Annotated in this window: 11 protein-coding genes; 7 read left to right on the forward strand and 4 right to left on the reverse strand. The window is 70.7% G+C overall.

Features of this window, described 5'->3' with window-relative positions; all coding sequences use genetic code 11:
* Window positions 1-22: 22 nt before the first annotated feature.
* From D452_RS0125270 to D452_RS0125280, 3 genes are all read right to left on the reverse strand, one after another.
* Window positions 23-688: a class II aldolase/adducin family protein gene (locus D452_RS0125270; protein ID WP_017546922.1), complete on the reverse strand. Its 666-nt coding sequence runs from the start codon at window positions 686-688 to the stop codon at window positions 23-25.
* A 104-nt stretch (window positions 689-792) separates the two neighbouring features.
* Window positions 793-1446, reverse strand: a complete 654-nt coding sequence (locus D452_RS0125275) for a response regulator (protein WP_040694881.1) — start codon at window positions 1444-1446, stop codon at window positions 793-795.
* Window positions 1443-2579: a sensor histidine kinase gene (locus D452_RS0125280; RefSeq protein ID WP_017546924.1), complete on the reverse strand. Its 1137-nt coding sequence runs from the start codon at window positions 2577-2579 to the stop codon at window positions 1443-1445. The genes D452_RS0125275 and D452_RS0125280 overlap by 4 nt, the downstream gene beginning before the upstream one ends.
* Window positions 2580-2757: 178 nt before the next feature.
* Here D452_RS0125280 and D452_RS0125285 point away from each other — a divergent pair, with 178 nt between their 5' ends.
* The 6 genes from D452_RS0125285 to D452_RS0125310 all read left to right on the forward strand — a co-directional run bounded on the left by D452_RS0125285 (window position 2758) and on the right by D452_RS0125310 (window position 11378).
* Entirely contained in the window at window positions 2758-3696 is a 939-nt protein-coding gene (locus tag D452_RS0125285; protein WP_017546925.1) for an alpha/beta fold hydrolase, read from the forward strand.
* A 280-nt stretch (window positions 3697-3976) separates the two neighbouring features.
* Window positions 3977-5503 carry an aldehyde dehydrogenase family protein gene (locus tag D452_RS0125290; RefSeq protein ID WP_017546926.1) on the forward strand — a complete coding sequence of 509 codons (1527 nt, stop codon included), beginning with the start codon at window positions 3977-3979 and terminating at the stop codon, window positions 5501-5503.
* 207 nt (window positions 5504-5710) lie between these two features.
* The gene (locus tag D452_RS0125295) at window positions 5711-7288 is read left to right on the forward strand and encodes a GMC family oxidoreductase (protein WP_017546927.1); all 1578 of its coding nucleotides are present in this window, start codon (window positions 5711-5713) and stop codon (window positions 7286-7288) included.
* On the forward strand, window positions 7285-8451 hold the full coding sequence (locus D452_RS0125300; protein ID WP_017546928.1) for a quaternary amine ABC transporter ATP-binding protein: 1167 nt from the start codon (window positions 7285-7287) through the stop codon (window positions 8449-8451). Before D452_RS0125295 ends, D452_RS0125300 begins: the two co-directional genes overlap by 4 nt.
* 1 nt (window position 8452) lies before the next feature.
* Window positions 8453-10411, forward strand: coding sequence for an ABC transporter permease (locus D452_RS0125305; RefSeq protein ID WP_040694883.1), 1959 nt, complete (start codon window positions 8453-8455; stop codon window positions 10409-10411).
* Window positions 10404-11378: a glycine betaine ABC transporter substrate-binding protein gene (locus D452_RS0125310; protein WP_017546930.1), complete on the forward strand. Its 975-nt coding sequence runs from the start codon at window positions 10404-10406 to the stop codon at window positions 11376-11378. The genes D452_RS0125305 and D452_RS0125310 overlap by 8 nt, the downstream gene beginning before the upstream one ends.
* A 52-nt stretch (window positions 11379-11430) precedes the next feature.
* Here the strand turns inward: D452_RS0125310 and D452_RS0125315 are convergent, their stop codons facing one another.
* Entirely contained in the window at window positions 11431-11679 is a 249-nt protein-coding gene (locus D452_RS0125315) for a hypothetical protein (RefSeq protein ID WP_026129673.1), read from the reverse strand.
* Window positions 11680-11809: 130 nt separating this feature from the next.
* Between D452_RS0125315 and D452_RS0125320 the strand changes: the two genes are divergently transcribed.
* Window positions 11810-12319: a hypothetical protein gene (locus D452_RS0125320; RefSeq protein ID WP_017546932.1), complete on the forward strand. Its 510-nt coding sequence runs from the start codon at window positions 11810-11812 to the stop codon at window positions 12317-12319.
* Window positions 12320-12333: the final 14 nt, after the last annotated feature.

A 12333-nucleotide genomic window follows, 5' to 3' on the forward strand; every position in this document is an offset into this window, starting at 1 on the left:
ACCGGGGCCGTGCCCCGTCGGCCTACAGGAACGGGTCCGGGCCCGCCCAGCCGTAGGTGTCGCGCTGGCGGGCCTCGGCGAGTTCGTCCTCGCTGAGGACCCGGGGCTGGCCGAGCTGGCGGGCGCGCAGGTAGGTGGCGCAGAGCCAGTCGAGAAGCCGGAGGTTGTCCAGGGCGTGCTCCAGGCCGCGCCCCAGGGCCACCCCGCCGTGATTGGCGAGCAGAGCGGCGTCGCGGCCCTTGAGGGCCTTGACCGTCTGGTCGGCGATGTCGCCGGTGCCGTAGGGCGTGTACGGGGTCACGCTCACGGCGCCGCCCAGTCCGGCGGCGCGGTGGTGGATCGGGGGCAGCTCGGGGAGCACCGAGGACACCGCGGCGGTGTCGGTGGTGAACGCGTTGACCACCGCGAGGGCCTCGCGCCCCTGCTCGGCGGCGTGGCGGTGCACGGCCATGTGGAGTGTGGTCTCGGCGGCGGGGTCGCGCCGCCCCTCCAGCATCCGGTCGTCCAGGGACATCACCGGGCAGTCGATCGGCTGGAGCTGGTCCAGGGGCACACCGTGGGGGGTGACGACCACCAGGTCGCCGCTGCGGACGCTGACGGTCCCGGCCTCGCCGGGGGCCGCCCCCGGATGCTGGGCGATGGCGCGTGCGGTCAGGCAGACGTCGCGGCGTTCCTGTTCAAGCAGCATGAAATCCTCGGTTGGTGCGCGGGCGGCGGTCCCTCGGGGGAGCCGGAGCAGCCGACTTAGGTACACCTAATGTACGTCACGTCGTCCGATTTGTATGCCCCCCGTCAGGCGACCAGACCGTGCCGGTAGGCGTACACCACCGCCTGGACGCGGTCGCGCAGGTCGAGTTTGGTCAGGATGCGCGAGACGAAGGTCTTCACGGTCTCCTGGCTGATGAACAGGCTCGTGGCGATCTCGCCGTTGGAGAGCCCGTTGGCGATCAGCCCCAGCACCTCCCGTTCACGGGGGGTGAGGGGGAGGTCCGCCTCGGGGGCGTGGGTCGGTCGGATGCGGGCCGCGAACCGGCCCACCAGCTGGCGGGTGACCTCGGGGGCCAGCAGGGCCGCGCCGGAGGCGACGGTACGGATGCCGTTCAGCAGCTGGTCCGGGGGAGCGTCCTTGAGCAGGAATCCGCTGGCACCCGCACGCAGCGCCTCGTAGACGTACTCGTCGAGGTTGAACGTGGTGACCACCAGGACCTTCACGGGGTGCTCCACCCCCGAGCCGGCCAGCAGCCGGGTGGCCTCGATCCCGTCGAGTTCGGGCATCCGAACGTCCATCACCACGACGTCGGGGCGCAGCCGTCCGGCGAGCTCGACGGCGGTCCGGCCGTCACCGCACTCACCGACGACCTCCATGTCCGGTTGGACGCCGATGATGGTCACCAGCCCGGTACGGATCAGCATCTGGTCGTCGCAGACCAGCACCCTGGTGCTCATCGCCGCGCGGGGATGCGGGCGTGCACGGTGAAACCCTCACCGTGCGGTCCGGCGGTGAAGTCACCGCCCATGACCTCGACCCGTTCGCGCAGGCCGACCAGGCCCCGCCCGCTGCTGCCTGGAGAGACACCCTCGGGGCCGGGGCGCTCGGTGTTGACGTTCACTGTGATCTCCTCGGGGCGGTGGCGCACGCGCACCGTGGTGGGGCTGCCGTGCGCGTACTTGAGTGCGTTGGTCAGCGCCTCCCGCACGACGCGCTGCGCGACGAGGTCGGCGCCGTCGCGGGTCCCGGACGGAGTTCCCTCCTCGCTGAACCGCACCGGCTGTCCGGCCCGACGGGTCCGCTCCACCACGTCGAGCATCCCCTCGCCGTTCGTGGGGGCGGGGTTGGCGGGGTCGAGCACGTCGAGGAGCTGACGCAGGTCGCTGATGGCCTGGCGGCCGGTGTCGGAGACCGTGCCCAGGGTCTGGTCGAGGCGTTCGGGCGCGGCGGTCAGGTAGCGCGCGGCCTCGGTCTGCACGACCATCGCGGTCACGTGGTGGGTGACGACGTCGTGGAGTTCCCGGGCGATGCGGGCGCGTTCGGCGGCCAGAGTGTCCGCGGCCAGCCGGCGGCGACGTTCGGCCTCGGCCACGCGGGTGGAGCGCAGCCACGATCCGATCCCCCAGGCCAGACCGTGTGCGAAGTAGAAGAGCACCCACTCGGCCGGTGTCTCGCCCTCGCCCACACGGGTGAGCGCCAGGGCCAGGGCCACGAACGCCACCGTGCCGACCAGCAGGGTGGTGCGCCGGTACCGGTCGAGGTGGACGCCCGCGCTCATGAGCGCGATGGGCATCGCGGTCCCGGCGATCAGGTGGTACCCGTTCAGCTGGTCGAGGGCGAAGCCCGCCGCCACCAGGGCCAGGGTCAGCGCGGGCCACCGCCGCCGACCGGCCAGGGGCAGGCACTGGAGGGCGAGCGCGAGCACGCCCAGGGCGTCGAGGGGACGGTCCGGTACCCCGCCGACCTGGGTGCCGTATCCGTGCAGCGCAGGAACACAGGAGACGGACAGGAGGATCAGGGCCAGGGGCAGGTCTCGGACGGTGACGTCGAGCCGCCGCCACAGAAGGGGAGGACGTCGGAGCCAGGTCACGGACGAATTGTAGGGGCGGAGAGCTACGGCCACGCTCCCTTTGTCCCCCATGCGAGCTACGTGCAGGTGTCCACTCAACGGTGACGACTCCGGGCTCCGGTTTCCGTAGCGTTCCGTACGTACCGACTTCCCCTTCCGGCCGCCCCGCGCGGCCGGCCCCGCCGCCTGGAGGCACCCCATGTTCCGCACCATCCGGACGACCGCCCTGACCGCCCTGTGCTGCGCCGCGGCGGTTCCCGGGCTGGTCGGGTGCGGCGTGCTCTCCGAGGTGGGCACCGACCTGGGGTCGGCCGCCGAGGAGGTGCAGTCGGACCTGGAGGACGCCGCCAACGAGGTGCTGACCGAGGGGCAGCTGTTCACCGGGACCAAGACGCTCGACGTCGACGGTGCCTCCGTCCACGTCTCCTGCTCCGGGACGCCCGCGGACGGTCGACCGGTCATCGTGCTGATGGCGGGGATGGGCGACGGCCTGGACACCCTGGCCGGGGTGCAGGAGACCCTGGCCGAGGACGAACGGGTCTGCTCCTACGACCGCCTCGGTGAGGGCGAGAGCGACCAGCCGGAGGGCCTACAGAGCATCGACGACGTCGGGGCGACGCTGACCGCCGTCCTGGAGGACGTCGCCGGTGACGGTCCCGTGGTCCTGGCCGGTCACTCGCTGGGCGGATTGATCGCCGCCCGCTACGCCCCGGACCACCAGGACAGGGTCAGCGGGCTGGTGCTGTTGGACGCCACGTCTCCGACGATGATCGACGACATCACCGGAGTGATCCCCGAGTCGGCCACCGGGGAGGGCGCCGAGGTGCGGGCGCAGAACCTGGCCATCTTCCAGGGCGAGAACCCGGAGGGGATCCTGATCGACAGCGACCCGGAGGTCCGACCGGCCGGTGACATCCCGGTGGAGGTCATCCAGCACGGGGTCCGCTACCTCGCCGAGATCGCGGAGTACGGCGACGACCTGGAGCAGGTGTGGACCGAGGGCCAGGAGCAGTGGCTGGCGCTCTCCGACCGCAGCCAGCTCAGCACCGCAGAGGAGAGCGGCCACTACATCCACGTGGACCAGCCCGACGTCGCCGTCGAGGCCATTCGCCGCGTCACCGACGAGGCCGCCGCCTGACCCTTTCGGCGGGGGTCGTGCCGAAAGACGGAACCGTCGGAGTTCCGCACAAACACACGTCAAAGAGTCGTCCCGGTCTTGCCCAGGGTGGTGTGTCCACTCACCCGAGGGGAGGGCCGGGGCGTAGGTCTGTCCAGACGGGCTGGTGATATGAGCCACGGCCGAGACGTACCCTGACGCGCTGTTCCGGCTGGCCAGCGAGGGTTATGGGAACGTTGTGGCGTATGTGACCTACGAGACGAGGCTGTTTGTGACTAGCGATCCTGGGCAGAGAGGGTCCGTGAACCAGACCCACGTAACCCTGCCGACCGTGCCGTACCTGTCCGAACCGGGAGCGGCGACCGCCACCAGCCTGTACGTCGACGGTGAGTGGCGGGCCGCGCAGAACGGACGAGTTCGGGAGATCCTGGACCCGGCCGACGCCTCGGTCCTGACCATCGTCAGCGAGGGCGGCAGGGCCGACACCGAGGCCGCCATCGCCGCCGCGCGCCGCGCCTTCGACCATGGCGAGTGGCGCCGCACCTCCGCCGACGAGCGCGGCCGCGTCCTCGAAAGGATCGCCGACCTGCTCCAGCGCGACCGCGAGGAGATCGCGGTCATGGAGTCGCTGGACACCGGCAAGACCATCGAGGAGGGCGGGATCGACGTCGACGACGTCACCAACGTCTTCCGCTACTACGCCGGGCTGGCCGACAAGGACGCGGGCCGCCTCGTGTCCGCGCCCGAGGGCGTGCACAGCAAGGTCGTCTACGAGCCCGTCGGCGTCTGCGGCATGATCACCCCCTGGAACTACCCGCTGCTCCAGCTGGCCTGGAAGATGGCCCCGGCCATCGCGGCGGGCAACACCATGGTGATCAAGCCGAGTGAGATCACCCCGGTGACCACCGCCAAGCTCGTCGAGCTCACCACCGAGGCGGGCGTCCCCGCCGGAGTGGTCAACCTCGTCCTGGGCAGCGGCCCCGACGCGGGCGCGCCCCTGTCCGAGCACCCCGACGTCGACCTCGTCTCCTTCACCGGCGGGCTGGTCACCGGGCGCCGGATCATGGCGTCGGCCGCCGAGACGGTCAAGAAGGTCGCCCTGGAACTGGGCGGCAAGAACCCCAACATCATCTTCCCCGACGTCGACCTGGACACGGCCGTGGACTACGCGCTCAGCGCCGCGTTCTTCCACTCCGGCCAGGTGTGCTCGGCGGGTGCGCGCCTCATCGTGCACAACGACATCCACGACGCCTTCACCACCGAACTCGCCCGCCGGGCCGAGGCCATCCGCATCGGCCGGGGCCAGGAGGAGGGCGTGCGCTGCGGTCCCCTGGTCTCCGCCGAGCACCGCGCCAAGGTCGAGAAGGCCGTCGCGCGCGGCGTCGAGGAGGGCGCCCGGATCATCGCGGGCGGCAGGCGCCCCGACGAGGCCGACCTCCAGGACGGCTACTTCTACCGGCCCACCGTGTTCGTGGACTGCGACCGCTCCATGGACATCGTGCAGACCGAGGTGTTCGGCCCGGTCGTGACCGTCGAGCGCTTCGAGACCGAGGCCCAGGCCGTCGAGCTGGGCAACGACACCGACTACGGGCTCTCCGGCGGCGTGTGGACCGACGACACCGCCCGGGGCGAACGCGTGGCCGCGGGCCTGCGCCACGGCACGGTGTGGATCAACGACTACGGCCCCTACTTCCCCGGCGCCGAGTGGGGCGGCTTCGGCCGCAGCGGTGTCGGCCGCGAGCTCGGCCTGGCCGGTCTGGACGAGTACCGCGAGGCCAAGCACGTCTACCGGAACCTGTCTCCCGAGCCGCAGCGGTGGTTCGGCTAGCGCCTCTCTCCGGGTTCCGGGCGTAGGGGGCGCCCGGGACCCGCAGGCCACCCGTCGGCGCGGGTCCGTCCTCCGCGTCGGCGGGTGCCCTCCCTCACCTCGTGTGCCACGAAGGCCGTGGCACCCCGACGCACATGCCAGCCGAGAACACACAGGTCGGCTCCCCCCGGCATCCCCCAGAGCCACACGAACGAGAGGATTCGGCCCGTGTCCACGAACGAAACCACCTACGACTACGTCATCGTCGGCGGCGGTACGGCGGGGTCGGTGATCGCCAACCGGCTCACCGAGGACCCCGGCACCACCGTCTGCGTCATCGAGGGCGGGCCGGACGACCGGGACCTGGAGCACGTGCTCCGGCTCCGCGACTGGCTGAGCGTCCTCGACAGCGACCTCGACTACGGGTACACCACCACCGAGCAGCCCAACGGCAACTCGCACATCCTGCACTCGCGCGCCCGGGTGCTGGGCGGCTGCTCCTCGCACAACACGCTCATCAGCTTCCGGCCGTTCGCCGAGGACCTGGACGACTGGGTGGCCGCGGGCGCCGAGGGCTGGGACAACGCCACCGTGCAGTCCTACGCCGACCGCATCAAATGCAACATCATCCCCATCGCGGAGAAGGACCGGAACGCGATGGTCAAGGACTGGGTGTCCTCGGCCTCCGAGGCGGCGAACGTCCCGGTCATCGAGGACTTCAACGCCCTGACCTCCCACGGCGGCGGCTTCTCCGAGGGCGCCGGCTTCCTGTCCATCGCCTACGACCCCTACACCGGCTACCGCTCCTCGGCCTCGGTGGCGTACCTGCACCCCGTCATGGACGTGCGGAGCAACCTCACCGTGCTGCTGGAGACCTGGGTCGGCCGGGTCCTGTTCGACGGGGACCGCGCCACCGGCGTCAGCGCCACCACGAAGGACGGCGAACGGATCACGGTCAACGCCCGCCAGGAGGTCATCGTCGCGGCGGGCGCCGTGGACAGCCCCCGCCTGCTGATGCTGTCCGGCGTCGGCAACGCCGAGGAACTGGGCGCCGTCGGCATCGAGAGCCACCACCACCTGCCGGGTGTGGGCGAGAACCTCCAGGACCACCCCGAGTCGATCATCATGTGGGAGACCAGCCAGCGGGTCCCCGAGAACACCGTGATGGACTCCGACGCGGCCCTGTTCGTGCGGCGCGAGGACGGTGACGACCCCCGCCCGGACCTGATGTTCCACATCTACCAGATCCCCTTCGACGACAACACGAAGCGGCTGGGCTACGACTCGCCCAGGGACGGCTGGGCGGTCTGCATGACCCCGAACATCCCGCGCTCGCGCTCGCGCGGAAAGCTCTACCTCACCAGCAGCGACCCGGCAGCCAAGCCCGCCCTGGACTTCCGGTACTTCACCGACCCCGACGGCTACGACGAGAGGACCATCGTGGACGGGCTCAGGATCGCTCGCGACGTCGCCGCCACCGAGCCGTTCCGCTCCTGGATCAGGCGCGAGGTCGCGCCCGGTCCGCAGGTCCGGACCGACGAGGAGCTGTCCGAGTACGGCCGCCGCGCCGCGCACACCGTGTACCACCCGGCGGGCACGTGCAGGATGGGCGCCGCCGACGACGAGACCGCCGTGGTCGACCCCCGCCTGCGGGTGCGCGGGCTGCGCGGCCTCAGGGTCGCCGACGCCTCCGTGTTCCCGACCCTGCCCACCCCCAACCCCATGGTGATGGTGCTCGCCCTGGGCGAACGCGCCGCCGACCTCATCCGCGAGGATCGGTCCGCCGCCGAGGGGGAGGCCCGATGAGCGCCCCGGCCGCAGAGGCGGTCCCCACCCCGGGCTCCACCGACGTCACCTTCTCCGTCCGCAACCTGTGGAAGATCTTCGGCAGGAACGCCGACAACATCATCGGCACCGAACTCGAACGGGCCGACCGGGACCGCATCAAGGACGAGACCGGCTGCACCGTCGCGGTCCGCGACGTCTCCTTCGACGTGCGTCCCGGTGAGACCTTCGTGGTCATGGGGCTGTCCGGGTCCGGGAAGTCCACGCTCATCCGCTGCCTCACCCGCCTGATCGAGCCCACCTCGGGTTCGGTCACGCTCGACGGCGAGGACATCGGGGACGCCACGGAACAGCGCCTGCGCGAACTGCGCCGCCACAAGATGGCGATGGTCTTCCAGCACTTCGGACTGCTGCCCCACCGCAGGATCATCGACAACGTCGCCTACGGGCTGGAGGTGCGCGGGATGCCGCGCGCCGAACGCTACGAACGGGCCCAGGAGATGATCGAGATGGTGGGCCTGGCCGGGTACGAGCGGTCCCGCCCCGGTGAGCTGTCCGGCGGCATGCAGCAGCGCGTGGGCCTGGCCCGCGCCCTGGCCGTCGACCCGCAGGTGCTGCTGTTCGACGAACCGTTCAGCGCCCTGGACCCGCTCATCCGCCGCGACATGCAGAACGAGGTCATCCGGCTCCAGCAGGAGCTGAACAAGACCTCGGTCTTCATCACCCACGACCTCCAGGAGGCCCTCAAGCTGGGCGACCGCATCGCGATCATGCGCGACGGCGAGCTCGTCCAGGTGGGCACCCCGGAGGAGGTCGTCGGTCGGCCGGTCAACTCCTACGTCGCGGACTTCACCTCCGACGTCGCCCGCACCACCGTGCTCACCGCCCGGTGGCTGGTCCGCGACGCCTACCCGGACGAGCGCACCGACGGCCCGACCACCGAGCCCGGCACCGTCCTCGCGGAGGTCCTGCCGATGCTCGCCGCGAGCACCGCGCCGGTCCGGGTCGTGGAGGGCGACACCCTCCTCGGCTACGTGGGCCGCGACGACGTGCTGCGCGCCATCGCCGAGGACCAGCTGGAGGGCGCCGAACAGGTCGACGCGATGGTCGAGGAGGCGGTGGAGGAGATCTCCGACGACGCCGTCGACCACGGCGGCGCCGACGCGACGGGGAACGGTGGGTGACATGGCCACGGTGACCGAACCCGCCGGAGCCACGGACTCCGGCACGCGTGGCGCGGGGGGTGACGAAGGCCTCCTGCGCAGGAGCTGGTTCCAGGCCCTGCTGGTGGTCGTGGTCCTCGTCGTCGGCTACCAGCTGACCCGTCTGGCGGGCTCGCCCCCCTGGGCCAGCGGCTTCCCCGGTGCCATCGGCAACGGTTTCATGGCCTGGCTCGACGGGGTCTACGCCTGGATCGTCGCGAACCGCAACGACAGCCCGCTGTTCCTCTACTTCTTCAACTACATCTCGGTGGGGCTGGGGTCGGCCGTCGTGCTGATCAACCAGTTCCTGAACGGGCTCACCTGGCTCGGCGTGACCGTCATCGGGGTGGTCGCGTCCTGGCGGGTCGCCGGGTGGCGGGTGGCCCTGCTGGTCCTGGCGACCTTCGCGGTGTTCGCGCTGACGGGGCTGTGGAACGAGTCGATGACGACGCTGTCGCTCATCATCACCTCGGTGTTCATCGCCCTGCTGTTCGGCATCCCGCTCGGCATCCTCGCCGGGCGGAGCGAGGGCTTCTACCGGGCCATCCGCCCGGTGCTGGACTTCATGCAGATCATGCCGGCCTTCGCCTACCTGCTGCCGTTCGTGCTGCTCTTCGGCATCGGGAACGCGTCGGCCGCCGTCGTGACGGCCGTCTACGCGCTCCCGCCGGTCGTGCGGATCACCGCGCTGGGCATCCGCGAGGTGAACAAGGGCGCGATCGAGGCGGCCGCCTCGCTGGGCTCCACCCCGGGCCAGATCCTCACCAAGGTGCAGCTGCCGCTGGCCAAGCGCACCATCCTGCTGGGCGTCAACCAGACCATCATGCTCGCGGTCTCCATGGTCGTGATCGCGTCGGTGATCGGCGCGGGCGGCCTCGGTGACGCCATCTACCAGGCCCTGTCCAAGATCAACGTGGGCCAGGCGTTCCAGGCGGGCCTGGCGATCGTCATGCTGGCGATCGCGATGGACCGCGTCACCGGCGCGGTCGGCCACGGAGCGCACACCCCGAGGATCGAGCCACGGTACCGGATGCCCCTCCTCGGCGGGATGCTCGCGGTCGCGGTCGCGGCCGCCGCCGTGGGGCGCCTCTTCGGACTGGGCGGCTGGCCGCGCGACCTGTCGATCCGGCTCGACATCCCGGTCAACGCCGCCGACAAGGCGATCGAGTCCGCGATCGGTCCGGCCGCCGCCGCACTGGGATCCTGGACGCAGAGCTGGATCCTGGGCCCGCTCGACAACCTGCTGAGCGGATCGCCGTGGTGGCTGGTGACGCTCGCCGCCGCCGCGTTCGGGCTGATCTTCGCCGGGAAGCGGGTCGCGCTGGTCTCCGCCCTGTGCTTCCTGGCGATCGGGCTGCTGGGCGTGTGGGACAACGCCATGGACACGCTCTCCCAGGTGCTGGTGGCCACGGTGGTCACCATCGCGCTGGGCGTGGTCGTCGGCGTCCTGATGTCACGCAGCGACGTGTTCGCCCTGGTGCTCCGGCCGGTGCTCGACTTCATGCAGACCCTGCCACCGTTCGTGTACCTGATCCCGGCGGTGGCGCTGCTCGGGCTGGGGCCCGTCCCCGCCCTGGCGGCCGCGGTCATCTTCGCCCTGCCGCCGGTGATCCGGCTGGTGAACGACGGCATCCGGGGGGTGCCAGCGGGCACCGTCGAGGCAGCGACGTCGCAGGGTTCGACGAAGTGGCAGCTGCTCACGAAGGTGGAGCTGCCCATGGCGCGCGGCTCCCTTCTGCTGGCGGTCAACCAGGGCATCATCCTGGTGCTGTCCATGGTGGTCATGGGCGCACTGGTCGGCGCGGGCGCGCTCGGCAACGACGTGGTGCTCGGCCTGGCCCAGAACGAACTGGGGCTGGGTATCGCCTCGGGTCTGGCGATCGTGTCCCTGGGTCTGTTCCTGGACCGGGTGACGCAGGGAAGGAGGGCACCCCGTGCCTAGGTTTCTGAGGAGGAGTGCCCTGCTCCGGCTGTTCGCGGCGGGGCTGGCCCTGGTGATGGTGAGCTCCTGCGCGGTGCGCACCGACCAGATCGCCCGCGACCCGAACACCGTGCGGATCGCCGTGAACGGCTGGGTGGGCTACGAGGCGAGCGCCGAGGTGCTGGCCAACATCCTGCGCGAGGAGATGGGCTACGAGGTCCAGCTCGTCCGCGTGGACGAGCAGCCCTCGTGGCAGGCCCTCGACCAGGGCGTCATGGACGTGATCGTGGAGAACTGGGGTCACGAGGACCTGTTCGAGCTCTATGGTCCCGACGGCAACGGCACGGCCGTGGACGGCGGCCCCAACGGCAACGAGGGCGTGATCGGCTGGTACGTCCCCGCCTACCTGGCGGAGGAGATCCCGGAGATCACCACCCTGGAGGGACTGAAGGCCAACACCGACCTGTTCCGGACGGCGCAGACGGGCGAGCGGGGCGAGTTCCTGGCGGGGGCTCCCGGGTTCGTCAGCCAGGACCAGGGGATGATCAACGCCTTCGACCTGGACCTGGAGATCGTCTACGCCGGGTCGGAGGCGGCGCAGATCACCGAGGTGCGGCGCAGGTACGCCAACCAGGAGCCGGTGCTCTTCTACTTCTACGACCCGCAGTGGTTCCAGGAGGAGGTGGACCTGGTCAAGGTCGACTTCCCCGACTACCACGAGGGTTGTGACGCCAACCTGGACGACGTTCCCTGCGACTACCCGGTCTACGACCTGAACAAGATCTTCAGGACCGGTTTCGTGGAGGAGGACGACTACGCGTACCGCTTCCTCCACAACTGGAAGTGGACCAACTCCCAGCAGAACGAGGTCGCGCAGATGATCGCCGACCAGGGGATCTCCCCGCCCGAGGCGGCCGAGATCTGGGTCAACGCGAACCGTGACGTGTGGGAGAAGTGGCTGCCCGAGGGTTACGAGAACCGCGGGTGACCGGAGGGGGCGGGGTCCGGGAGGGCCCCGCTCCTTCGCGTTCACCGCGCGCTCAGTGGCCGGGCCGCTCGTAGCGGAGTCGGCGGCTCACCCAGTAGACGTTCACGCACGCGGCGACGAACCCGACCCCGAGGACGACCACGAGCCAGGCCTGGTGGGTCAGCACGATGGCCGCCGCCGTTCCGAGGAGCAGGACCAGCGCCCCGAACACCGCCAGGACCAGCCGGAAGCCCAGCGCGCTCGCCGGGCGGTCGTGGGTCCCCAGGGCCCCCTTCAACCTGCCGCGTCTGGCACGTTCCATGTCGTTGACACCTCCCTGTGAACAGTCCTACCCCAGTGGAGCCGGACGCACGTTTCGGGGTGCCGTCCCGACGGGTCCCGAGACCGGGAGAATGGGCGGAGGACTCCGCCCCGTCGTCCGAAGGAGAAGGTTGTCCCACCGTGAGGGCCGCGTGCCCGCCTTCCTGGTCGTCGCCCTGCCGCTGGTCCTGCTCCTGACCGGCTGTTCCACCCCCGACACCGAAGCCGAAGCGGAGCCCGAGGAGACCGCGTCCCACATCCCGGTGTTCTGGGTGGAACGTGAGGTGCGGGTGCGCACCCTGGATCGCATGTTCACCGAGGGCGACTCCCACGAGGTCATCGCGAACACGGGTCCCACCAGGGACGTGCTGTTCGACGCCGGGGTCGTCCACGAAGAGGGCGACGGGTACGCCGTCGAACTCGACAAGGACACGTGGGACACCTCGCTCAACCTGAACCGGATCGACGGTGCCCTGGGGGGCACCATGCGCCAGAACGAGGTCACCTGGTGCGGCGAGGCCGTCGAGGCCGAGGAGTTCGTCGAGGACTACATGGACGAGTTCGCGGGGACCCTCGACAGCCACGAGGCCTACGAGGAGAGCGTCGTCGACTACGTCGACTGCGGGACCGGGAGGCTCTGAGGACTCCCGGGCTC

Origin of the sequence: Nocardiopsis prasina DSM 43845 (assembly GCF_000341265.1) — a bacterium.
GTDB classification, from domain to species: Bacteria; Actinomycetota; Actinomycetes; order Streptosporangiales; family Streptosporangiaceae; genus Nocardiopsis; species Nocardiopsis prasina.

What these genes read in the sequence shown, in the direction of transcription:
- D452_RS0125270 (WP_017546922.1), bottom strand. Translation starts at nt 688, where the DNA reads ATGCTGCTTGAACAGGAACGCCGCGACGTCTGCCTGACCGCACGCGCC.
- D452_RS0125275 (WP_040694881.1), bottom strand. Translation starts at nt 1,446, where the DNA reads ATGAGCACCAGGGTGCTGGTCTGCGACGACCAGATGCTGATCCGTACC.
- D452_RS0125285 (WP_017546925.1), top strand. Translation starts at nt 2,758, where the DNA reads ATGTTCCGCACCATCCGGACGACCGCCCTGACCGCCCTGTGCTGCGCC.
- D452_RS0125300 (WP_017546928.1), top strand. Translation starts at nt 7,285, where the DNA reads ATGAGCGCCCCGGCCGCAGAGGCGGTCCCCACCCCGGGCTCCACCGAC.
- D452_RS0125305 (WP_040694883.1), top strand. Translation starts at nt 8,453, where the DNA reads ATGGCCACGGTGACCGAACCCGCCGGAGCCACGGACTCCGGCACGCGT.
- D452_RS0125315 (WP_026129673.1), bottom strand. Translation starts at nt 11,679, where the DNA reads ATGGAACGTGCCAGACGCGGCAGGTTGAAGGGGGCCCTGGGGACCCAC.